The following is a 21,766-nucleotide window of genomic DNA, read 5'->3' as shown; positions in this document are numbered from 1 at the left end:
AGAATGGTGCTGCTGGGGAGGATTGAACTCCCGACCTCACCCTTACCAAGGGTGCGCTCTACCACTGAGCTACAGCAGCGCCGTCAGCCCGGTCTCGCCGGGACAGGGGCGCGCTATTGTCCGCGTGCGCGGCAATTGTCAAGCGCCGCTTGCGCTTTCCCCGCGCAGGCGGCATGGCCTGCCCATGGAAGAGACCCCGGGCAAGCTGACGCGTGAAGAACGCCTCGCCGCCAAACTGCGCGAAAACCTGCACCGGCGCAAGGCGCAGGCGCGGGCCGTGTCCTCACGGCAGCAGAGCGAAGATAGCGAATCGGGCAGGCTTTCCAAATCGTCCCCGGAAAGCTAGGGGCTGCGGCCTGACTTTCGCGAAAGCCGCAAGGAAACGCGGCACTGCAAGCCAATAGGGAGCCCGCCTTGCCTCGCCTGATCCTTCTCCGCCACGGCCAGAGCCAGTGGAACCTCGAAAACCGTTTCACCGGCTGGTGGGATGTCGATGTCACCGAGAAGGGCGAGGCCGAAGCCCGCGCCGCCGGTGCGCTGCTCAAGGAAAAGGACATGCTGCCCAGCATCGCCTTCACCTCCGTGCAGACCCGCGCGATCAAGACCCTGCACTTCGCGCTGGAAGCCGCAGGCGTGCTGTGGATCCCGGAAACCAAGGACTGGCGCCTCAATGAGCGCCACTATGGCGGCCTGACCGGCCTCGACAAGGCCGAAACCGCCGCCAAGCACGGCGAGGCGCAGGTCAAGATCTGGCGCCGCAGCTTCGACACGCCGCCGCCGGTGCTCGAACGCGGCAGCGAGTTCGATCTCTCGAACGATCCGCGCTATGCCGGTATCGACGTGCCGCAGACCGAAAGCCTGAAGGACACCATCGCGCGCGTCCTGCCGTACTATGAAAGCTCGATCGTGCCGCACCTCAAGGCGGGCGCCACCGTGCTCGTCGCCGCGCACGGCAACAGCCTGCGCGCGCTGGTGAAGCACCTCTCGGGCATTTCCGACGACGAGATCACCGGACTCGAAATTCCGACCGGCCAACCGATCGTCTATGATCTCGACGCCGATCTGGCGGTGCTCGACCGCTATTACCTGTCGGAGCGGTAAGATGGCAGCGCCTGTCGCCATCATCATGGGCAGCCAGTCCGACTGGCCGACCATGCAACGCGCCGCCGACATGCTGGACAAGCTGGGCGTGGCCTATGACGCGCGAATCGTCTCCGCGCACCGCACGCCCGACCGTCTGGTGGATTTCGCCAAAGGGGCGGCAGCGGAAGGCTTCAAGGTCGTGATCGCCGGTGCGGGCGGCGCCGCGCATCTGCCGGGCATGGTCGCCTCGATGACGCATCTGCCGGTGCTGGGCGTGCCAGTGCAGTCGAAAGCGCTTTCGGGGCAGGACAGCCTGCTTTCGATCGTGCAGATGCCCGCCGGTATCCCCGTCGGCACGCTGGCGATCGGCGAGGCGGGCGCGGCCAATGCCGGCCTGCTCGCCGCCGCGATCCTGGCGACCAGCGACGATGCGCTCGCCGAGCGGCTGCAGGCGTTCCGCGCCGCGCAGACCGCCAGCGTCGCCGAACGGCCGTCCTGATGCTTCGCCCCTTCGACACGCTCAGGGCTCAGCATGAGCGGACTATGTCCCGCAACTCAAACTCCGCTCATCCTGAGCCTGTCGAAGGACGATTGGCAGCGCACTCATGATCGCACCCGGCGAAACCATCGGTATCCTTGGCGGCGGCCAGCTTGGCCGGATGATCGCGATGGCGGCCGCGCAGCTCGGCTACCGCTGCCACATCTATGCGCCCGAGGGCGATTCGATCGCCGCCGAAGTATCCGCGGCCTTCACGTGCGCGAGCTGGGATGACGGCAAGGCCATGGCCGCCTTCGCCGCCGACTGCGCCGTCGTCACCTACGAGTTCGAGAACGTGCCGGTCGCTCCGCTGGCCGCGCTGGGCGAAGTGCCGCTGCTTCCCCATCCGCGCGCGCTCGAAACCGCGCAGGACCGGCTCACCGAAAAGCGCTTCGTGACCGAACTGGGCGGCACGCCCGCGCCCTTCGCCCCGGTCGATTCGACGGAAGACCTCGCCGCGGCCATCGCCGCGATCGGTGCACCCGGCATCCTCAAGACCCGGCGCGACGGCTATGACGGCAAGGGCCAGTGGCGAATCATGACGCCAGAAGATGGTCAGGCGCTCGATCTGCCCGCCAAGCCGCTGATCTACGAAGGCTTCGTCACCTTCTTCGCCGAATTTTCCGTGATCCTCTGCCGGGGCAGGGACGGCGACATCCGCTTCTTCGATTCGGCGCACAATGTCCACGAGAGCGGAATTCTTGCCGTGAGCACTGTGCCCGCGCCTGCCGCGCTGCGCGAACAAGTGCCTGCCGCCCGCGCGCTCGCGGCCAAAGTCGCCGAAGCGCTGGACTATGTGGGCGTGCTGACGCTGGAATTCTTCGCGACCGAAGAGGGGCCGGTGTTCAACGAGATGGCCCCGCGCGTCCACAATTCGGGCCACTGGACCATCGAAGGCGCCGTCACCAGCCAGTTCGAGAACCATGTGCGCGCGATCTGCGCCCTGCCGCTGGGCGAAACCCGGCTCGCGGCCCAGGCGGTCGAGATGCGCAACCTGATCGGTGACGAGGCGCACGACTGGCCCGCGATCCTTGCCGACCCGGCCAATCACCTGCATCTCTACGGCAAGGCCGCCGCGCGCCCCGGACGCAAGATGGGCCATGTCACCCGGCTGACGCTGGACTGAGGCGGGCAGGCGGCGTGACACAGGACCTCTTCCTCATCTACGCGCGCGCAGCCAATGGCGTGATCGGCCGGGACGGCACCCTGCCCTGGCGGCTTTCCGCCGATCTCAAGCGCTTCAAGGCCATGACCATGGGCAAGCCGATGATCATGGGGCGCAAGACGTTCGAGAGCTTTCCCTCTCCCCTGCCCGGCCGCCGCCATATCGTGCTGACCCGCGACTGCGCATGGCACGCCGAAGGTGCCGAAACCGCCTGTTCGGTGGACGACGCGCTGGCGCTGGCCGGCGAAGGCGAAGTCCCGGTGATTGGCGGCGCGGAAATCTATGCCCTGTTGCTGCCCCGTGCCCGCCGTGTCGAACTCACGGAAGTGCACGCCGACTACGAAGGCGACACCGTGATGCCCCCGCTCGGCTCCGAATGGCGCGAAATCGCCCGTGAAGAGCATCCCGCGCAAGGCGATACGCCGCCTTACGCTTTCGTGACACTGATCCGCGACCTATAGGCCCTGCCGAAATGATTCGCCTCGACAACCGCCACCCCATCCCCGAATCGCTGCGCGGCGCCATTGTCGCGCTGGGCAATTTCGACGGGTTCCACCAGGGCCATCAGGCCGTTGTCGGCGAAGCGATCCGCTGGGCGCGCGCCGAAGGCCGCCCGGCCATCGTCGCCACTTTCGATCCGCATCCGGTGCGCCTGTTCCAGCCCGATGCCGAGCCGTTCCGGCTGACCACGCTCGACCAGCGCGAGGATCTGTTCGGCGCGGCGGGCGCCGATGCCATGCTGGTGCTGCATTTCGACAGGGCCATGGCAACGATGGGTGCCGCCGACTGGGTCGAGAAGGAACTGGCCGGCCACCTCGGCGCGGCGGGCGTCGTCACGGGCGAGGATTTCACTTTCGGCAAGGGCCGCTCGGGCAATCCGCAAGTGCTGTGCGAGGTAGGAGCCCGATTCGGCCTTTCGGGCCGGACCGTCGGGCCGGTGCGCGATGCGGAAGGCGTGATTTCCTCCAGCCGCATCCGTGATGCCCTGATCGCCGGCGACTGCGCCACCGCCGAACGCCTGCTGACCCGGCCTTTCGCGGTGCGCGGCACCGTGCAGCACGGCGACAAGCTGGGCCGCGAAATGGGCTTTCCCACCGCGAACATCGCGCTGGGGTCTTATCTGCGCCCGCATTTCGGCGTCTATGCCGTGACCGGGCGCCTGCCGGATGGCCGCGTGCTGCCCGGCGCTGCGAATCTGGGCATCCGGCCGCAGTTCGACGTGCCCAAGGAACTGCTAGAACCGCACTTCTTCGACTTTTCGGAAGATCTCTATGACCAGGAGATCGAAGTGTTCTTCCACCACTTCATTCGTCCCGAGGCCAAGTTCCCCTCGTTCGACGCGCTGATCGCGCAGATTGCCGCCGATTGCGTCAAGGCGCGCGAATTGCTGGCCGGGCCACCCGCCTGACTTTGGCCTGATCGCGATTCTCTCGCGCCTACAAGTGGTTTGTACGCACTGCGCACTCTTCCAACGTTAAGGCATTTACGTTAACGCCCGCCGATCATGACCGAGCAGCGCGACTACCGTAGCACCGTCTTCCTGCCGAAGACCGATTTCCCCATGAAAGCCGGGCTCCCCCAGAAGGAGCCGGGTATTCTCGCGCGTTGGCAGGATCAGAACATTTACGAGACGATCCGCGAGCACCGCCGGGGCCGCGAAAAGTTCATCCTGCACGACGGCCCGCCCTACGCAAATGGCGATATGCATATCGGCCACGCACTTAACCATATCCTCAAGGACATGGTGGTGCGCACGCAGACCCTGCTTGGCAAGGATGCGCCCTATGTGCCCGGCTGGGACTGCCACGGCCTGCCTATCGAGTGGAAGATCGAGGAAGAATACCGCAAGAAAAAGAAGAACAAGGACGAGGTTCCGCCCGAGGAATTCCGGGCCGAGTGCCGCGCCTATGCCCAGAACTGGGTCAATGTGCAGCGCGAGCAATTGAAGCGCCTCGGCATCGGCGGCGACTGGGACCACCCCTACCTGACGATGGATTTCGATGCCGAAGCGACGATCGTTTCGGAACTGATGAAGTTCGCCGAAACCGGTATGCTCTATCGCGGCGCCAAGCCGGTGATGTGGTCTCCGGTCGAAAAGACCGCGCTGGCCGATGCCGAAGTCGAATACGAGGATATCGTCTCGACCCAGATCGACGTCGGCTTCGAAATCATTGAGGCGCCCGAGTGCCCCGAGCTGGTCGGCACCACGGCCGTCATCTGGACCACCACGCCCTGGACGATCCCGGTCAACCAGGCGATCGCCTATGGCAAGCCGATCGATTACCTGCAGATTCTGGTCGCGGGAAAGAAGTACCTCATCGCCGAACCGCTGGTCGATGCATTCTGCAAGCGCCTCGACGAGGACGGCTACGACTTCCAGATGTACGTGAAGGGCCCGCTCCTCGAAGGCGCCAAGGCCCGCCATCCGATGCATCACCTCGGCGGCTTCTTCGCCGAGCCGCGTCCGTTCCTGCCCGGCGATTTCGTCACCACCGAAAGCGGCACCGGTCTTGTCCACATGGCACCCGACCATGGTGAGGACGACTTCGAGCTGTGCAAGGCCCATGGCATCGGCCCCAAGTTCGCGGTCGAGGGTGATGGCAAGTACCGCGCCGACTGGGCCTGGCTCGGCGGCGAGGGTTCGGTCATCAATCCGAAGTTCAACGCGCCCGATGGCCCGATCTGCACGGCGCTGCGCGAAGCGGGCGGCCTGCTGGCGGCGAGCGCGGACTACAAGCACTCCTACCCGCACTCGTGGCGGTCCAAGGCCAAGGTGATCTTCCGCTGCACCCCGCAGTGGTTCGTGCCGATGGACAAGCCGATCCCCAAGCATGGCCTCACCTTGCGCGAAACCGCGTGGGACGCGCTGGCGGAAACCCGCTTCGTGCCCGCCAAGGGCCGCAACCGCATCAGCGCCATGGTCAACACCCGGCCCGACTGGGTGCTCTCGCGCCAGCGTGCCTGGGGCGTGCCGATCACGCTGTTCGTCCACCGCAAGAGCGGCGAGTACCTCGCCGATCCCGAGGTCAATGCGCGCATCATCGCCGCCATCCGCGAAAAGGGCGTCGATGCCTGGAACGACGAGCGGGCCCAGGAATACCTCGGCAATGCCTATTCGGCCGAGGAATACGAGCGGATCACCGACATTCTCGACGTATGGTTTGATTCGGGCTCGACTCACGCTTTCGTGCTCGAATCGGGCAAGTGGCCCGATCTCATGCGCCCGGCGGACTACAAGGGGCCGCCCGCCGATCTCTATCTGGAAGGCAGCGACCAGCATCGCGGCTGGTTCCAGTCCTCGCTGCTGGAATCGTGCGCAACGCGCGGCCATGCCCCTTACAAGGCGGTCCTGACCCATGGTTTCACCATGGATGCCAAGGGCCTCAAGATGTCGAAGTCGCTCGGCAATACCGTCAACCCGCTCAAGGTGATGGAACAGTACGGCGCCGACATCATTCGCCTCTGGGCGCTCTCGGTCGATTTCACCGAGGATCACCGCATTGGCGACGAGATCCTGAAGGGTATCGCCGACCAGTACCGCAAGCTGCGCAACACCATGCGCTACCTGCTCGGCGCCCTGGCCGATTACGACGAGTCCGAAGCCCTGCCCGTGGCCGAGATGCCCGAGCTGGAGCGCTATGTGCTGGCACTCACCGGCAAGCTGGACAAGACGCTGCGCCAAGCCGTGGCGGACTTCGACTTCAACACTTACGTCCGCGAACTGCTGGATTTCTGCAACGAGGACCTTTCGGCCCTGTTCTTCGATATCCGCAAGGACTGCCTCTATTGCGACAGCCCGGCCGATCCCAAGCGCCGTGCCTATCGCACCGTGCTCGACACGCTGTTCCACGCACTGGTGCGCTGGTCCGCGCCGGTCACGGTGTTCACCGCAGAGGAAGTCTGGACCACGCGCTATCCCGAAGGCGGCAGCGTTCACCTGCTCGAATGGCCCAAGGTGCCCGAGGCCGAAGCGGACATGGACAAGTGGCAACAGCTTCGCGCCCTGCGTGAAAAGGTCACCGAAGCGATCGAACCGCTGCGGCGCGAGAAAGTGATCGGCTCCAGCCTCGCCGCCCATGTCACTGTGCCGCAGGACGCGCCCGAAGCCGATCTGGCAGAGCTGTTCATCACTGCGACAGTGTCGCGCGGCCAAGGCGATGACGTGACTGTCACTCCCACCACCGACCACAAGTGCGGCCGCTGCTGGCGCCACCTTCCGGAAGTTTCGGAAGACGGCGCCCTGTGCGGCCGCTGCGACGAGGTCGTGGGCGCCACGGAGGACGCATGAACCGCGCAATGCGCAACCGCATTGCCGGGCTGCTGATCGCGGCGCTGATCTTTCTTGTCGATCAGGCGATCAAAGGCTGGCTCACCGGGCCGCTGCGGCTTGAGCAAGTGCATGTGATCGGCCTGCTGCCGGTCTTCGACTTGCGCTACACGCAGAACTTCGGTGTCTCGCTCGGCCTGTTCACGGCCGGCTCGCCCGAAGGCCGCTGGGCGCTGGTGGCGATGACCGGAGCGATCGCGGCGTTCGTCCTCATATGGATCATGCGCGAACGCAAGCTGGGCGATATCGCCGCCCTGTCGCTCGTGCTGGGCGGCGCGGCGGGCAATATCCGCGACCGATTCCTGCACGGCTTCGTCATCGATTATGCCGACCTGCACTTCGGCGAATGGCGCCCGTTCCTGATTTTCAACCTTGCCGACGCCGCGATTACGATCGGCGTCCTGATTATCCTTGCCCGATCCCTGCTTTCGCGCGAAAAGCCGGACGCTACGGCCGAACCCGCTCCGGAGAGTTGATTTGATACCTATGAAGAAAACCGGTGCCCTGATCCTCGTCACGACCGGAGCGGTCCTGCTGTCGGCTTGCGGCAGCACCGGGCTGTTCAACCGCAATCGTCCCGACGAGTTCGCAGTGCAGCGCCAGTCTCCGCTGGTCGTACCGCCCGATTTCTCGCTGAGCCCGCCGAAGCAGGGTGAGCCGCGCCCGGCCGACGACAATCTCCAGCAGAAGACGCTCGATGCGCTGTTCGGTGGCCCGCAGGCCCGCAGCGACATCGAAAGGACCACGCTGGGCATGGCCGGGACGGCAGATGCCGGTATCCGCTCCAGCGTGGGCGATCCGGGCACCTACACGGTCGCCAAGGGCCAGGTGACCCGCGCGATCCTCGCCGCCCCCGAAGGCGACGGCCGCGACGCGCAGACCTCGATCGGCGGCTGAACCCTCCGATTACCGAATGCAAAAAGGCCGGGCGAAAGTCCGGCCTTTTTCGTCGGGGCATTCCTGAGGAGCAGCCGGGCGAACGCTATCCGTCACCGCTCACGCCGTCATCCGCCTCTTCCTCGTCAAAGCGCTCGACCAGTTCGACAAGCACCTTGTCGATCCTGAGGCCGTCCATGTCGACGACTTCGAAGCGCCAGCCCTGATCGGAGAAGTGCTCGCCTTCCTTGGGCACTTTCTTGAGCACGGCCAGCACATAGCCGGCCAGGGTCGCGAATTCACGGTCTTCGGGTAAGGTCAGGTCCAGCCGGTCGGCCAGAGCGTCGGCCGGCATCGCGCCCGAGACCAGCAGCGAGCCGTCCTCGCGCTCGACGACCATCGGCTCGTCGCCTTCGTCCTGGTGGCTGACGAACGTGCCGGCCAGCGCCGCTAGCACGTCCGACGGGGTGACGAGACCTTCGAGATGGCCATATTCGTCATGCACGACCGCCATCGCCACTTCGGCCATCTGCAGCTTGCGCAGCGCGTCCATCGCATCGAGCTGATCGGGAATGACTTCGGCCTTCTTCATCATCGCCCGGATATCCACGGGGGCTCCGGCAACGAGGGCGGCCAGCACTTCGCGCACCTTGAGAATGCCGATCACATTGTCGGGCGTATCCTCGTCGGCCACCGGCAGCAGCGAGTGGGGCGAAGCCTCGATCTTGGCACGCAGGGCCGCTTCGTCGGCATCGACGTCGATCCAGTCGATCTGGTTGCGCGGCGTCATCAGTTCGCGCACCGGGCGGTCGGCCAGACGCATGACGCCGGCCATCATCGCCCGCTCCTCTTCCTCGATCACGCCCGACCGGGTGGCTTCGGCGAAGATCATCTGCAGTTCTTCGGCCGTGAGCTGCTCCTGCAACCCGCCGCGTATCGAGAACAGGCGCAGGATCACGCCGGAAGACTTGTCGAGCAGCCACACGAACGGCGCCATGACGCGCGCCAGCCAGAACATCGGCCGCGCCATCATCAGCGCCACCGGCTCGGCTAGCCGCAACGCGAGCTGCTTGGGCACCAGTTCGCCGACTACCAGGCTGCCATAAGTCGTGGCGATGATCACCAGCGTGAACCCGGCCTCGCTCGCCATGCTTTCGGGCAGGCCCAGCCGCACCAGCCGCTCGCCCACCGGCTCGCCCAGGCTGGCGCCCGAATAGGCACCGGCGACAATGCCGATCAGCGTGATGCCGATCTGCACGGTAGACAGGAACTTGCCGGGATCGGCAGCAAGCTCCAGCGCCGTCTTCGCCGCGCCGCTGCCCTTCTCCGCCGCGACCTTCAGGCGCGCGGGACGGGCAGAAACAATAGCCAGCTCCGACATGGAGAACAGGCCATTGATCAGGATCAGGCCGGCGATGATGAGGAGGTCGGTCCAGGGAAAGGGCGTCACAATAGGCGCAGCGCTAGCAGAGAATGAAGCATTCGCGAAGAGCTGGCGAAACATACCCCTGTCAAAGATTGCAGGAACGGCCCGCGGGAACACCGGTTCCCCCGATGTGTTGTGACACCATCATCCATTTGCCATTCATGTTCACTACCACACAGAAACCCCGGCAAGCGACTAACAGAGGAAGGGACACACCATGTTGAAATCGCGCCTGATCACTTCGGCCGCAGCGGCCCTGTCGCTCATCGCGGTATCCGCCTGCGTTACCGACCCCAACACCGGCGAAAAGAAAGTTTCGCGCACCGCGATCGGCGGCGTCGGCGGCGCCGGGCTTGGCTATCTGCTGGGCAGCGTCATCGGTGGCCGGACCGCCCGTATCGTCGGCGCCGGCATTGGCGGCGTGGCCGGCGGTGTCGTCGGCTACCAGATGGACAAGCAGATCAAGGAACTGAAGGAACAGACCGCCGGATCGGGCGTCGATGTCACGCAGGAAGGCAACGGCATCCTCGTCAACCTGCCCGACGTGACCTTCGCCGTCGATTCGACCGCGATCAGCCCCTCGTTCCAGGCGACGCTCGACAAGGTCGCGCAGTCGATGACCCAGTACCCGAACAGCCTGATCGACGTGTACGGCCACACCGATTCGACCGGATCGGACGCCTACAACATGGACCTGTCGAAGCGCCGCGCCGATTCGGTCGCGCGCTACCTGACCATGCGCGGCGTCTCTTCGGCCCGCATCCAGACCCAGGGCATGGGCGAGAACTACCCGGTGGCCAGCAACGACACGCCCGAAGGCCGCGCGCTCAACCGCCGCGTAGAGATCAAGATCACCCCGGTGACGACCGACGAGGTCAACGCCGCGAAATAAGCGAATTCAAAGTTCCGCTCTCCCGCGGGATTTGGAAAAGGGGCCGGCAATCGAGTGCGCCGGCCCCTTTTTTCATGTCCGTTTCCGGGATGGCATGGGGCGTAGTCAGACATTGCCGATCCTCCCCCTTTCCTGCGGAAACAGGGAGGAGCAATCAGGCCGAGAAACGCTCGGCACGCTCCGCCAGCCGCTCCACCGCCTGTGCGTGAATGCCGTTGGAAGCGCACAGCACGCCAAACGCGCGCGGATCGTGCTTGTTGTAATTGAGCGGGCGCCCGAAGGCATCGGTGACAACCGCCCCGGCCTCACGCGCGATCAGCCCGGCGGCGGCAATGTCCCATTCGAACCCCCAGCGCAGCGTCGCCAGAAGGTCGGCCTCGTTCGCCGCCACCATCGCCATGCGCAGCGCGATGGAGTTGGGCTGCTCGACAAGTTGCAGGTCCGCATCCTCGGGCGCCAGCTTGTGGGCCGGCACGCGCGCCCCGGAAAGCGATTCGCGGCGGCTGGCGGAAAGCCGCTCGCCATTACGCCAGGCGCCCTTTCCAGCCTCTCCGGACCAGAATTCGCCCCCCTCCTCGCGCCGCCGCGCAGGCGCATAGAGATAGCCGAGCAGCGGACGGCGCGTGTTGACCAGGGCCACCGAGATCGCCCAGCCGGTGCGTCCGCGGATGAAATCGCGCGTGCCGTCCACCGGATCCACCAGCCAGACCAGCGCCTCCTTCAGCCGCGCCGGGGCATCCACGGTTTCTTCGGAAAGCCATCCGGCCGCAGGGAGCAGCGCGTGCAACTCCTTCTTCAGAAACGAATCCACTTCCAGATCGATCGCGCTCACCGGGCTGCCCGGCGTCTTCTCCCAGTGATCGAGCACATGGCCATCGCCCGGCCAGCCAGCCAGCGCAATCCGGCCGGCTTCGCGGACAATGGCTTCTAGTTTCTCGCGATCGATCATGGGGGGATATCTTCTTTCGGTTGTCTGGCGAACCTGCCGCATGAAATTGCGCAGGGAACGGGACTTTTCAAGCGTGCAGGGATGTGCTTATGCGGCGCTGCAAAAATTCGGCACCCGCGCCTTCCCCGAGGAAACTCCAGCAGAAAGCGATTCAGCGATGAACATTCACGAATATCAGGCCAAGGAACTGCTTGCTAAGTATGGCGTCGGCATTCCCGCCGGCATCCCCGCGCTCACCGTCGAAGAAGCCGTCGCGGCCGCCAAGCAGCTCCCCGGACCGCTCTATGTCGTGAAGGCGCAGATCCACGCCGGCGGCCGCGGCAAGGGCAAGTTCAAGGAACTCGGCCCCGACGCCAAGGGCGGCGTGCGCCTCGCCAAGTCGGTTGAGGAAGTCGAGGAATTCGCCAAGGAAATGCTCGGCAACACCCTCGTCACCGTGCAGACCGGCGAAGCCGGCAAGCAGGTCAACCGCCTCTACGTGACCGACGGCGTCGACATCGCCAAGGAATACTACCTCTCGATGCTCGTCGACCGTAAGACCGGCCGCGTCGCCATGATCGTCTCCACCGAAGGCGGCATGGACATCGAGGAAGTCGCTCACTCGACTCCGGAAAAGATCACCACCGTCACCATCGATCCGGCTGAAGGCTTCAAGCCGCACCACGGCCGCGCGGTGGCTTTCGCGCTCAAGCTCTCGGGCGATCTCAACAAGCAGGCCCAGAAGCTGGCCAAGCAGATCTACGACGCCTTCATGGCGATGGACTGCGACATGCTCGAGATCAACCCGCTGGTCGAAAGCAAGGGCGGTGAACTGCTCGTGCTCGACACCAAGATGAGCTTCGATTCGAACGCCCTGTTCCGTCACCCCGACATCTTCGCCCTGCGCGACGAGACCGAGGAAGACCCGGCCGAAATCGAAGCTTCGAAGTACGACCTTGCCTACATCAAGCTCGATGGCGACATCGGCTGCATGGTCAACGGCGCCGGCCTTGCCATGGCGACGATGGACATCATCAAGCTGAACGGCATGTTCCCGGCCAACTTCCTCGACGTGGGCGGCGGCGCCAACAAGGAAAAGGTCACTGCGGCGTTCAAGATCATTCTCGCGGACCCCGCCGTGAAGGGCATCCTCGTGAACATCTTCGGCGGCATCATGAAGTGCGACGTCATTGCCGAGGGCATCGTTGCCGCGGCCAAGGACGTGAACCTCTCGGTTCCGCTGGTGGTCCGCCTCGAAGGCACCAACGTTCAGCAGGGCAAGGACATTCTTGCCAATTCCGGCCTTCCTATCGTCCCCGCCAATGACCTGGGTGACGCGGCCGCCAAGATCGTCGCGGAAGTCAAGGCAGTCGCCGCCTGATGGCGCATGCCCGGTTTACCGTGCAATAAAAACAGCTTGGGCGGCGGGGACTTCGGTCTCCGCCGCTTTGCATATCTGCGATATTGGCCGTCTGTGGCGAAATCATCTGCCGCAACGAAAGCTTGACGTGGAATATCGGGGACGCAATAGCGCGTCGACCGGAATTAATCGCGCGGTTAAACTGTTGCCGCGCCGCCAGTGAGAGGACGACACGCAATGAAAATCCTCGTCCCCGTAAAGCGGGTGATCGACTACAACGTGAAGCCGCGGGTGAAGTCCGACGGCACCGGCGTTGACCTTGCCAACGTCAAGATGAGCATGAACCCGTTCGACGAAATCGCCGTCGAGGAAGCTATCCGCCTGAAGGAAGCAGGCAAGGCCGAAGAGATCATCGCGGTCTCGGTCGGGCCGGCCAAGGCCCAGGAAACGCTCCGCACCGCCCTGGCCATGGGTGCCGACCGCGCGATCCTCGTCCAGACCGACGATGAAGTCGAGCCGCTGGCCGTTGCCAAGATCCTCAAGGCCATCGTCGCCGAAGAGAATCCCGGCCTCGTCGTCCTCGGCAAGCAGGCGATCGACGACGATTCGAACCAGACCGGCCAGATGCTCGCCGCGCTGCTCGGCCGTCCGCAGGGCACCTTTGCCTCGAAGGTCGAGATCGATGGCGACAGCGTGACGGTTACGCGCGAAGTCGACGGCGGTCTCGAGACCGTGAAGCTCGCCATGCCCGCGGTCGTCACCACCGACCTGCGCCTCAACGAGCCGCGCTACGCTTCGCTGCCGAACATCATGAAGGCCAAGAAGAAGCCGCTCGATACCAAGTCGCCCGCCGACTATGGCGTCGACACCGCCCCGCGCCTCAAGACTCTCAAGGTCTCCGAGCCGCCGGTGCGCAGCGCGGGCATCAAGGTGCCTGACGTCGATACGCTGGTCGCCAAGCTCAAGGAAATGGGAGTCGCCTGATGAAGACGCTTGTTTGGGTCGAACACGACAACGCGTCGATGAAGGACGCGACGCTCGCCACTGTCACCGCGGCATCGAAGCTCGGTGAAGTCCACCTGCTGGTCGCCGGTTCGGGCTGCCGCGCCGTCGCCGAACAGGCTGCGCAGATCGCGGGCGTGGGCAAAGTCCACCTCGCCGACAACGCCGCCTACGAGCATGGCCTTGCCGAGAACGTGGCGCCGCTGATCGTGGACCTCATGGGCCATCACGACGCCGTGCTGTTCCCGGCCACCACCACCGGCAAGAACATTGCGCCGCGCGTCGCCGCGCTGCTCGACGTGATGCAGCTTTCGGACATCATCTCGGTCGAGGGCGAGAAGACCTTCACCCGCCCGATCTATGCCGGCAACGCCATCGCCACCGTCGAATCGAGCGATGCCAAGCTGGTGATCACCGTGCGCGGCACTGCCTTCGAGAAGGCCGCCGCCACCGGTGGCTCGGCCGCGATCGAAGACGTCGCCGGGGCCGGTGACGCGGGTCTTTCCAGCTTCGTGGGCGCCGAAGTCGCCAAGTCGGAGCGTCCGGAACTGACCAGCGCCAAGATCATCGTCTCGGGCGGCCGTGCGCTGAAGGACTCGGCCACGTTCGAGCAGTACATCATGCCGCTGGCGGACAAGCTCGGCGCCGCTGTCGGTGCCTCGCGCGCTGCGGTCGACGCAGGCTATGTGCCCAACGACTACCAGGTCGGCCAGACCGGCAAGATCGTGGCCCCGGAAGTCTATATCGCCGTCGGCATCTCGGGCGCGATCCAGCACCTGGCCGGCATGAAGGACTCCAAGACCATCATCGCCATCAACAAGGACGAGGATGCCCCGATCTTCCAGGTCGCCGACATCGGCCTGGTGGCGGACCTGTTCAACGCCGTGCCGGATCTGACCAGCAAGCTCTGATCCGCGCCGAACGGCTCTAAAAACGAAAACCCCGGAAGGAAACTTCCGGGGTTTTTGCTTGCCGCCGCTATGGGGCTACGCCCGGCCGCAAATGCGGCTGCCTTCACGCAGGCACGCGCTCGTACAGGTTGATCACCGTCCGCTCGCCGTCCTCGGGCACATGACTGCCGCATGGCTCGAAGCCCAGCGCTGCCGCCAGCCGTTCGGAGGACGTGTTGCCCTCCTCGATCATGCAGGCGATTCGCCGCTGGCCGTGCGTCTCGTCGAACCAGGGCAGCACCGTGCGCATCGCCTCGCCGGCAACGCCTTTGCCCCACCAGTCCCGCCGCACGATCCAGCCGGCCTCGGGGGTATCGTCCATCCCCTTGCCGAAGCCGCGCCAGGAGTGGAACACGCCGCAACTGCCGATGATCCCGCTTTCCCCCGGCCGGCGGATATAGAAGATGCCGTAGCCGTAAAGCGCCCAGCTTCCCGCGTTGCGGAGCAGGCGTTCGAACTGGGACAGGGCCGTCGGCCGCGCGGGGCCGAGAAAGCGCGTCATGTCCTCGCCTTCCAGCAGATGGACGAGATCGTCCAGATCGCCCGCGGCGGGTTTCCAGAGCTCGAAACGGTCGGTGGTCAGAACGGGGCCTTGGGTCATAGCCAGCGATCTACGGCGTGGATGGCCAAGCCGACAAGCCCGCCGACGACCGTGCCGTTGATGCGGATGAACTGCAGGTCGCGCCCCACCGCACCCTCGATACGGTCGGACACGGTCTTGGCGTCCCAGCGCTTCACCGTTTCCGACACCAGCCGCACGATTTCCGAACCATAGCGCGAGGAAACGCCGACCAGCGTCCGGCGCGCGAAGCGGTTCACAAGCGCCTGCAGCCGCGCGTCCTCGCCCAGTGCCTGCCCGAGCTGGCCCAGCGAATCGCCAAGGCTTCCCGCCAGCGCCCTGTCCGGATTGCGCATGGCCCGCAGCAGTGCCTCGCGCGCGCGCTCCCACATCGAATCCATCCAGGCGGCCACGGCCGGGTTTTCCAGCAGTTCCAGCTTCAGCCGCTCCACCTTGATGCGCATCGCGGGATCGCCTCGCAGATCGTCCGCCAGCCTGGTGAGCGCATCGTCGATCTTGCCCCGCAGCGGATGCTCGGGCTGGACGATCACTTCGGCCAGCAGGCGGTACGTGCCGTCGAGCACGCCGTTGGCCAGCCGCTCATCGAGCCCGGTCCAGCGCATGATCGTGTTGGCGCGCTGGTGGATCATCGTCCGGATCATCGGCTCGTTGGCTTCCACCGTCTCGCCGATCTTGCGCAGCAGGCTTTCCAGCACCGGCAGGTGGCGCTTGTCGGCGATCGCATTGTCGAGCATCTGGCCGAGCAGCGGGGCCAGTTCGACTTTCTCCAGCTGGCGCCGCATCCCGGCCTTGACCATGCCGCCCATCTGCTCGGGATCGAGCGATTCCAGCACGTCGGCAAACAGGCCCGCCGCCCCTTCGCTCAGCCGCGACTGATCGCCGCGGCGGGGATCGGCCAGGAACGCCCCTGCACTGGCGGCAAGATTGAAGCCGTGCAGCCGGCGCGCCACGACCTGCGGCGTCAGGAAATTGTCGCGCAGGAACCGCGCCATCGAATCGGCGATCCGGTCCTTGTTGACCGGGATGATCGCGGTGTGCGGGATCGGCAGTCCGAGCGGGCGGCGGAACAGCGCCGTCACCGCGAACCAGTCGGCCAGGCCGCCCACCATCGCCGCTTCGGCAAAGGCAATCGCAAAGCCGAGCGGCACGCTCCATTCGGGATAGAGTGCCGCCAGACGCCGGAACGCAAGGAACGCCGCAGCCATGACCAGCAGCAGCGCGGTGGCGAACAGATGCATTCGCCCCGGCCTGCCAGACACTGCCCTGCTGCCGGGCATCATGCCTTGCGATTTCGCGGTCCCTGTGCGCCGGGCTGGCGGCAATGGCGTCCTTCCCGTTACTCCGCCGGGAACGCATCGCCGCCATGACGGCCGCGATGCGCCTCTTCGGCGTGATGGGGCTCAAAGGTCAGCAGCGCCTTGCGCAGGCGCGGACCGATCCGCTTCTCGAAGCCGTCGGCAAGGCTGAAAGCGGCCGGCACGATGACCAGTGTGAGCATGGTCGAAAGCAGCAGGCCGCCGATCACCGTCAGGCCCATCGGCGCACGGAAGGCGCCGTCACCCGACAGCGAGAGCGCCGTGGGCACCATGCCCGCGGTCATGGCCACGGTAGTCATGATGATCGGCTGCGCGCGCTTGTGCCCGGCGTCCATGATGGCGTGGAGCTTGTCGACCCCCTTGCCCATTTCCTCGATCGCGAAGTCGATCAACAGGATCGAGTTCTTGGCAACGATGCCCAGCAGCATCAGGATGCCGATATAGACCGGCATGGAGATCGGCTGCCCCATGATGGTCAGCGCCAGCAGCCCGCCCAGCGGCGCCAGCAGCAGCGAGGCCATGTTCACCAAGGGCGAGACGAAGCGCTTGTAGAGCAGCACCAGCACCGCGAAGACGAGGAAAATGCCGCTGACCACCGCGATGAAGAAGCTCTGCACCATCTCGGCCTGCCACTTGTCCTCGCCCACCGGGGCATTGGACACGCCCGTGGGCAGGTTCTTCATGATCGGCAGGTTCTGGATCTGCTCCATCACCGGGCCCTTGACCTGCCCTTCGCCCAGGTCCGCGCCCACGAAGATACGCCGCGCCTGGTTATAGCGCTGGATCTGGGTGGGCCCGGCGCCGAAGCGGATTTCCGCCACGCGCTTGAGCGGAACCGAGCCGCCGCTGGCGGTGGGCACGGGCAGGTTCTCGATCGTGGAGAAATCCCGGCGCGAGGAGCGGGCAAGGATCACGCGGATCGGCACCTGCCGGTCGCTCAGCGAGAACTTCGCCGCGTTCTGGTCGATCTCGCCCAGAGTGGCGATGCGGATCGTCTGGCTCAGCGAGGCCGTGGTTACGCCCAGCTGCGCGGCAAGATCGAGACGGGGCACGATGACCAGTTCGGGGCGCTGCAGGTCGGCGGCGATACGCGGGGCCACGACGCCGGGAATGGTGCGCATCTGCTCCACCAGCGTCTGGGCCGTCTTGTTCAGCAGTTCGCTGTCGCTGCCCGAAAGCATGACCGAGATATCGCGCCCGCTGCCGAAACCGCCGGATTGCGAGGCGAAAGTGACGCGGGCATCGGGAATCTGCTGCAGCCGGGGCGCCAGGCGGCGCTCGAACTCGACGGAGGTCGCCTTGCGCTCATGCGCGGGCTTGAGCGCGATATACAGCGAGCCGCCGCTTTCCCGGCTGGCCTGCAGGACGCGCACGACTTCCGGCTGGGCCTCGACCATCTGCGTCACCCGGCTGGCGACCGCATCGGTCTGCTCGATCGTGCTTCCCGGCACCATCTCGATGTTGACCTGGCTGAAATCGTCGTTGGTATTGGGCTGGAACTGCTGCGGCAGCCCGGCCAGCAGCGCGAACGTGACCACCAGCGCATAGATGCCCGCGCAGAAGGCATAGAAGCGGTGATCGTGCATCCGCGCCGCGATGCGGTCGGAAAAGTAGCGATACCAGTGGCCGAAACCGCCCGCCAGCCCGGCCGCTGCCTTGAACAGCGTGCCCAGCAGGAACATCGCGCCGGGAATGCCGAAAGGCGCCAGCGCCGCGGCAAGCACGAAAGCCGCCTTGTCCAGCCCGAGCCCTTCCAGCCCCTTTTGCGTGGCGTAGAAGATCACCCCGGCCAGCCCCAGCCCGCCGGCCAGCACCAGCATGACGAGCAGGCTGGCCACGAGATAGTACCAGCCGCGCGCCGGAGCCTTGACCAGTGCAGCCTTGCGGCGGTGCGCCTCGCTGGAATCGAGCGTCCAGGCGAGGAGTTTCATGTACAGGTCCATGGCCTTGCCGCCGCCATGTTCGGCATGGCCGTGGGCCTTGAGGAAATAGGCCGCAACCATCGGCGTGATAAGGCGCGCGACGGCAAGGCTCATCAGCACCGCAACCACCACCGTCAGGCCGAAAGCCTTGAAGAACTGGCCCGGAATGCCGGGCATCAGGCCCACCGGCAGGAACACCGCGACGATCGAGAAGGTGGTGGCCACCACGGCCAGCCCGATCTCGTCGGCCGCGTCGATCGAGGCCTGGTAGGCGCTTTTGCCCATGCGCATGTGGCGCACGATATTCTCGATCTCCACGATCGCGTCATCGACCAGCACGCCCGCCACCAGACTGAGCGCCAGCAGGGACAGGAAGTTCAGCGTGAAGCCGAGCATGTCCATGAACCAGAACGTGGGAATGGCCGAAAGCGGGATGGCGATCGCGGCAATGAAAGTGGCCCGCCAGTCGCGCAGGAACAGATAGACGATCACGATCGCCAGCACCGCCCCTTCGACCAGCGCCTCCATCGAGCTGCTGTACTGTTCCTTCGTGTAATCGACCGGCGCGAACAGCTGGGTGATGTGGATGTTCGGATTGTCTTTCTTGATCCGGTTCAGCTTCTCCATCGCGCCGTCGTAAACCGCGACGTCCGATGCGCCGAGCGCGCGGCGGAAGCTGAACGTGACGACCTGGCGCCCGTTCAGCTTGGCGATCCGGGTCTGCTCGGAATAGCCATCATAGACATTGGCGATATCCGACAGCTTGATCTGGCGCCCGTTGCCCAGATTGATCCGCGTCTGCGACAGGTCGTAAGCGGTATCGGCATTGCCCAGCACGCGCACCGACTGGCGCGATCCGGCGATTTCCGCCTGCCCGCCTGCAGCATCGGTATTGACGAGGCGCAGCGCATTGTTGACGTCGCGCGCGGTAACGCCCAGCGCGTTCATGCGCTCGGGATCGACGACCACGCGGATCTCGCGATCGACGCCGCCATTGCGGTCCACTTCGGCCAGACCCTCGACCGACAGCAGCGACTTGCTGATCGTATCGTCGATGAACCAGCTGAGCTGCTCCATCGTCATGTCGTCGGCGCTGACCGCGAAATGGGCCAGATCGCCACCGCTCGATTCCACCTTGGCCACTTGCGGTTCGAGAATACCGTCGGGCAGGTCGCTGCGGATCTGGTCCACCGCGTTCTTGACCTGGTTGGTATCGACATCGACATTGCTGCCGACCGAGAAGAACACCAGCGTCGTCGAACTGCCTTCCGACGCGGTGGACTGGATCTCCTCCACCCCGGGGACCGAGCGCGCCGCGGCCTCGATCTTCTGGGTAACCTGCGTCTCGATCTCGGTCGGTGCCGCGCCCGGCTGCGAAACGCGCACGAGCACGCCCGGAAACTGGACGTCGGGCATGTTGTTCACGTCCATCCGGCTGAACGAGACAAGCCCGGCGATCATCACGCCGATGAAGAAGACGATGGGGACGATCGGGTTGCGGATCGACCAGGCGGAAATGTTGCGCAGGCTCATGCGCGCCTCACGTGTCGCTGGCGACGAGCTTGGATTTCACCTTGTCGCCATCGTTGAGGAACCCGCCCGCGCGCAGCACGACTTTCTCCTGGCCGGTCAGGCCGGAAGTGATGGCAATGCCCTTGGCCGTCACCAGCCCGGTCTTCACCGACGTGCGATGCACCCGGCCCTTGGCATCGACGACATAGACGAAGGAGCCCGCGGTATCGTTCTGGATCGCCGATTCCGGCAGCATCGGAGCCACCACCGCGCCGCTGTCGATCGTGGCACTGGCAAAGCCGCCGGGACGCAGCGTCCGGTCATAGCCCAGCGCGATGCGCGCCGTGCCCTGGCGGGTCTTCTGGTCGATGACCGGGGAAATCTGCCAGACCTGACCGGTAAAGCTCTTGCCCGATCCGACCGGCGTCACTTTGGCCGGAACGCCGACCGAAATGGAGGCGAGATCGTCCTCGCTCAGGTCGGCCAGCAATTCCATCTGCCCGTCCTTGGCAATACTGAAGAGCACGCCCGTGCCGCCGCCGACGACTTGTCCGGGCTCGACATTGCGCGTCAGCACGAGGCCGGGCTCGGGCGCAACGATGTTGAGGCGCGCGGCCTGGGCCTGCAACTGGCGCAAGGTCGCCTGCGCCACCTTGACCCGCGCCACCGCCGCGTCGCGGGTCGCCGTCAGCCGGTCGACATCGGCCGTCGAGATGAAGCCGCGGTCCACCAGCTTGAGCGCGCGATCGAGATTGGCCTGCGCCAGCCGCGCATCGGCCTGCGCCACGCTGACCTGCGCGGCCTGGCTGGCCTGCTGCTGGGTCTGCACCGAACGGTCGACCACGGCCAGCACCTGCCCCTTGTTCACCCAGTCTCCGGGCTCGACGAGAACGGAGCGGACTTCGCCGCCCTCGCCCACGGAACCGACCGGCATTTCCCGGCGGGCAGCCAGAGTGCCGGTGGCGTTGATCTCGCCGGCGACCGTCGTCTTGCCCGGTGCGACGACAGTCACCACCGGAACCTGTTCGCCGACCGCATCCGCGTCCGCCCCTTCGCCGCCGCGATGCAGGAGGAACCAGATGCCGATAATCGCGGCAACCGCGATCAGCACAATAATCCAGATCTTCCGGCTTGATGTGCGATCCTGATCGAAGTCATCCGCCAGCGGATTGCCAACAGCTTCGACCATATCCTCATCCGTCATTTCGATCTTGGTATCGTAGTTCATCAAGTCACCGCGCCAATCACTACCGCCCGGCGGGCCTCGTGACCTTATTCGCTGCAAGAAGACCGGCCAGTACGGCACGGACCACTTGCAGGCCTAAACCTATATCTACAGCCATATACGGGCAGCCTGAGAGTGGCAACGCACACTCGGTTTGGGGCGGATTGGCATCGACGAACGACTTCGTTGCCGGCAGGGCGCACCGGGCATTCTGTTTATTACACAAAATGGCAGAAAAACGGCGGCGAAATCGATTTCGCCGCCGTCTGTCGCATCCCTTTCGCCTCAAATGGGCGTTTCAGTATTTCTGCTGGCGCTCGTAAAGATCGCGATAGTGTTGAATTCGGGTCACACGCAGCCCCTGCATGCCGGAGCGATCGACCGCACGCTGCCATGACGCGAATTCCTCCAGCGTCAGCTGATAGCGTTCGCAGACTTCGTCGATCGAGAGCAGCCCGCCGTTGACGGCAGCCACGACTTCGGCCTTGCGGCGCACGACCCAGCGGGTCGTGTTGGGCGGGGGCAGTGTGTCCAGGGTCAGCGGCTCACCGAGAGGCCCGATCACCTGAGCAGGACGGATTTTCTGGTTCTCGATCATCTTTACCCTCGTCCGCCGGTGCTGCTTATGCCGGCAACAGGAGAGATTTTGGCCTCACCAGGCTTG

The 21,766-nt window shown here is 65.2% G+C and carries 20 protein-coding genes and 1 tRNA gene; 13 read left to right on the top strand and 8 right to left on the bottom strand.

The genetic code is table 11. The annotated features are described in order from the left end of the window. Positions 1 to 4 precede the first annotated feature (4 nt). Positions 5 to 79 (bottom strand) — tRNA-Thr (locus NN5_RS01440). Between the two features lie 105 nt (positions 80 to 184). Between NN5_RS01440 and NN5_RS26205 the strand changes: the two genes are divergently transcribed. The 9 genes from NN5_RS26205 to NN5_RS01400 all read left to right on the top strand — a co-directional run bounded on the left by NN5_RS26205 (position 185) and on the right by NN5_RS01400 (position 8,010). After that, entirely contained in the window at positions 185 to 346 is a 162-nt protein-coding gene (locus NN5_RS26205; RefSeq protein WP_169800928.1) for a hypothetical protein, read from the top strand. A 68-nt stretch (positions 347 to 414) separates the two neighbouring features. Beyond that, a complete protein-coding gene (gene gpmA / locus NN5_RS01435) occupies positions 415 to 1,101 on the top strand; it encodes a 2,3-diphosphoglycerate-dependent phosphoglycerate mutase (RefSeq protein WP_067732266.1) in 687 nt (228 codons plus the stop codon). 1 nt (position 1,102) lies between these two features. Beyond that, positions 1,103 to 1,582 (top strand): 5-(carboxyamino)imidazole ribonucleotide mutase, encoded by a 480-nt coding sequence (gene purE, locus NN5_RS01430; protein WP_067732265.1) that lies wholly within the window; start codon positions 1,103 to 1,105, stop codon positions 1,580 to 1,582. Between the two features lie 106 nt (positions 1,583 to 1,688). Beyond that, on the top strand, positions 1,689 to 2,747 hold the full coding sequence (locus tag NN5_RS01425) for a 5-(carboxyamino)imidazole ribonucleotide synthase (RefSeq protein WP_067732264.1): 1,059 nt from the start codon (positions 1,689 to 1,691) through the stop codon (positions 2,745 to 2,747). Positions 2,748 to 2,761: 14 nt separating this feature from the next. Next, entirely contained in the window at positions 2,762 to 3,247 is a 486-nt protein-coding gene (locus tag NN5_RS01420) for a dihydrofolate reductase (protein WP_067732263.1), read from the top strand. An 11-nt stretch (positions 3,248 to 3,258) separates the two neighbouring features. Beyond that, a complete protein-coding gene (locus NN5_RS01415) occupies positions 3,259 to 4,194 on the top strand; it encodes a bifunctional riboflavin kinase/FAD synthetase (RefSeq protein WP_174523864.1) in 936 nt (311 codons plus the stop codon). A gap of 96 nt (positions 4,195 to 4,290) precedes the next feature. Next, a complete protein-coding gene (ileS, locus tag NN5_RS01410; protein ID WP_067732262.1) occupies positions 4,291 to 7,074 on the top strand; it encodes an isoleucine--tRNA ligase in 2,784 nt (927 codons plus the stop codon). Next, entirely contained in the window at positions 7,071 to 7,589 is a 519-nt protein-coding gene (gene lspA / locus NN5_RS01405) for a signal peptidase II (RefSeq protein ID WP_174523863.1), read from the top strand. The genes ileS and lspA overlap by 4 nt, the downstream gene beginning before the upstream one ends. A 10-nt stretch (positions 7,590 to 7,599) precedes the next feature. Next, a complete protein-coding gene (locus NN5_RS01400) occupies positions 7,600 to 8,010 on the top strand; it encodes a DUF3035 domain-containing protein (RefSeq protein WP_067732261.1) in 411 nt (136 codons plus the stop codon). An 85-nt stretch (positions 8,011 to 8,095) separates the two neighbouring features. Here NN5_RS01400 and NN5_RS01395 read toward each other — a convergent pair whose 3' ends face one another. Beyond that, positions 8,096 to 9,439 (bottom strand): hemolysin family protein, encoded by a 1,344-nt coding sequence (locus NN5_RS01395; RefSeq protein WP_067732305.1) that lies wholly within the window; start codon positions 9,437 to 9,439, stop codon positions 8,096 to 8,098. A 193-nt stretch (positions 9,440 to 9,632) separates the two neighbouring features. Here NN5_RS01395 and NN5_RS01390 point away from each other — a divergent pair, with 193 nt between their 5' ends. After that, positions 9,633 to 10,307, top strand: coding sequence for a YiaD family glycine zipper/OmpA-like lipoprotein (locus NN5_RS01390; protein ID WP_067732260.1), 675 nt, complete (start codon positions 9,633 to 9,635; stop codon positions 10,305 to 10,307). Between the two features lie 154 nt (positions 10,308 to 10,461). Here the strand turns inward: NN5_RS01390 and NN5_RS01385 are convergent, their stop codons facing one another. Beyond that, positions 10,462 to 11,256 (bottom strand): 3'(2'),5'-bisphosphate nucleotidase CysQ, encoded by a 795-nt coding sequence (locus NN5_RS01385; RefSeq protein WP_067732259.1) that lies wholly within the window; start codon positions 11,254 to 11,256, stop codon positions 10,462 to 10,464. 157 nt (positions 11,257 to 11,413) lie between these two features. On the opposite strand from NN5_RS01385, the gene sucC reads away from it, so the two are divergent. From sucC to NN5_RS01370, 3 genes are all read left to right on the top strand, one after another. Beyond that, a complete protein-coding gene (sucC, locus tag NN5_RS01380) occupies positions 11,414 to 12,616 on the top strand; it encodes an ADP-forming succinate--CoA ligase subunit beta (protein WP_067732304.1) in 1,203 nt (400 codons plus the stop codon). A 216-nt stretch (positions 12,617 to 12,832) separates the two neighbouring features. Further along, the gene (locus tag NN5_RS01375; protein WP_067732258.1) at positions 12,833 to 13,579 is read left to right on the top strand and encodes an electron transfer flavoprotein subunit beta/FixA family protein; all 747 of its coding nucleotides are present in this window, start codon (positions 12,833 to 12,835) and stop codon (positions 13,577 to 13,579) included. Beyond that, a complete protein-coding gene (locus tag NN5_RS01370) occupies positions 13,579 to 14,508 on the top strand; it encodes an electron transfer flavoprotein subunit alpha/FixB family protein (RefSeq protein ID WP_067732257.1) in 930 nt (309 codons plus the stop codon). Before NN5_RS01375 ends, NN5_RS01370 begins: the two co-directional genes overlap by 1 nt. A 103-nt stretch (positions 14,509 to 14,611) precedes the next feature. Here NN5_RS01370 and NN5_RS01365 read toward each other — a convergent pair whose 3' ends face one another. The 5 genes from NN5_RS01365 to sciP all read right to left on the bottom strand — a co-directional run bounded on the left by NN5_RS01365 (position 14,612) and on the right by sciP (position 21,700). After that, positions 14,612 to 15,148: a GNAT family N-acetyltransferase gene (locus NN5_RS01365; RefSeq protein WP_067732256.1), complete on the bottom strand. Its 537-nt coding sequence runs from the start codon at positions 15,146 to 15,148 to the stop codon at positions 14,612 to 14,614. Beyond that, positions 15,145 to 16,365, bottom strand: coding sequence for a DUF445 domain-containing protein (locus tag NN5_RS01360; RefSeq protein WP_067732255.1), 1,221 nt, complete (start codon positions 16,363 to 16,365; stop codon positions 15,145 to 15,147). Before NN5_RS01360 ends, NN5_RS01365 begins: the two co-directional genes overlap by 4 nt. A 98-nt stretch (positions 16,366 to 16,463) precedes the next feature. Beyond that, positions 16,464 to 19,898 (bottom strand): efflux RND transporter permease subunit, encoded by a 3,435-nt coding sequence (locus NN5_RS01355; protein WP_067732254.1) that lies wholly within the window; start codon positions 19,896 to 19,898, stop codon positions 16,464 to 16,466. Positions 19,899 to 19,905: 7 nt separating this feature from the next. Further along, entirely contained in the window at positions 19,906 to 21,105 is a 1,200-nt protein-coding gene (locus tag NN5_RS01350; protein ID WP_067732253.1) for an efflux RND transporter periplasmic adaptor subunit, read from the bottom strand. 295 nt (positions 21,106 to 21,400) lie between these two features. Continuing rightward, positions 21,401 to 21,700 (bottom strand): CtrA inhibitor SciP, encoded by a 300-nt coding sequence (gene sciP, locus NN5_RS01345; protein WP_067732252.1) that lies wholly within the window; start codon positions 21,698 to 21,700, stop codon positions 21,401 to 21,403. Positions 21,701 to 21,766 lie beyond the last annotated feature (66 nt).

The organism is Novosphingobium naphthalenivorans NBRC 102051, assembly GCF_001590985.1.
GTDB lineage: Bacteria > Pseudomonadota > Alphaproteobacteria > Sphingomonadales > Sphingomonadaceae > Novosphingobium > Novosphingobium naphthalenivorans.
Note: the sequence above shows the minus strand (reverse complement) of the source record. Positions and strands in the feature narration are given on the sequence as shown.

Excerpts from the sequence above, each read along its gene's own strand:
- lspA (WP_174523863.1), top strand. The coding sequence starts at position 7,071 with ATGAACCGCGCAATGCGCAACCGCATTGCCGGGCTGCTGATCGCGGCG.
- NN5_RS01415 (WP_174523864.1), top strand. The coding sequence starts at position 3,259 with ATGATTCGCCTCGACAACCGCCACCCCATCCCCGAATCGCTGCGCGGC.
- NN5_RS01360 (WP_067732255.1), bottom strand. The coding sequence starts at position 16,365 with ATGCATCTGTTCGCCACCGCGCTGCTGCTGGTCATGGCTGCGGCGTTC.
- NN5_RS01390 (WP_067732260.1), top strand. The coding sequence starts at position 9,633 with ATGTTGAAATCGCGCCTGATCACTTCGGCCGCAGCGGCCCTGTCGCTC.
- sucC (WP_067732304.1), top strand. The coding sequence starts at position 11,414 with ATGAACATTCACGAATATCAGGCCAAGGAACTGCTTGCTAAGTATGGC.
- ileS (WP_067732262.1), top strand. The coding sequence starts at position 4,291 with ATGACCGAGCAGCGCGACTACCGTAGCACCGTCTTCCTGCCGAAGACC.
- NN5_RS01350 (WP_067732253.1), bottom strand. The coding sequence starts at position 21,105 with ATGAACTACGATACCAAGATCGAAATGACGGATGAGGATATGGTCGAA.
- NN5_RS01375 (WP_067732258.1), top strand. The coding sequence starts at position 12,833 with ATGAAAATCCTCGTCCCCGTAAAGCGGGTGATCGACTACAACGTGAAG.
- purE (WP_067732265.1), top strand. The coding sequence starts at position 1,103 with ATGGCAGCGCCTGTCGCCATCATCATGGGCAGCCAGTCCGACTGGCCG.
- sciP (WP_067732252.1), bottom strand. The coding sequence starts at position 21,700 with ATGATCGAGAACCAGAAAATCCGTCCTGCTCAGGTGATCGGGCCTCTC.
- NN5_RS01385 (WP_067732259.1), bottom strand. The coding sequence starts at position 11,256 with ATGATCGATCGCGAGAAACTAGAAGCCATTGTCCGCGAAGCCGGCCGG.
- NN5_RS26205 (WP_169800928.1), top strand. The coding sequence starts at position 185 with ATGGAAGAGACCCCGGGCAAGCTGACGCGTGAAGAACGCCTCGCCGCC.
- NN5_RS01355 (WP_067732254.1), bottom strand. The coding sequence starts at position 19,898 with ATGAGCCTGCGCAACATTTCCGCCTGGTCGATCCGCAACCCGATCGTC.
- NN5_RS01370 (WP_067732257.1), top strand. The coding sequence starts at position 13,579 with ATGAAGACGCTTGTTTGGGTCGAACACGACAACGCGTCGATGAAGGAC.
- NN5_RS01365 (WP_067732256.1), bottom strand. The coding sequence starts at position 15,148 with ATGACCCAAGGCCCCGTTCTGACCACCGACCGTTTCGAGCTCTGGAAA.
- NN5_RS01425 (WP_067732264.1), top strand. The coding sequence starts at position 1,689 with ATGATCGCACCCGGCGAAACCATCGGTATCCTTGGCGGCGGCCAGCTT.
- NN5_RS01400 (WP_067732261.1), top strand. The coding sequence starts at position 7,600 with ATGAAGAAAACCGGTGCCCTGATCCTCGTCACGACCGGAGCGGTCCTG.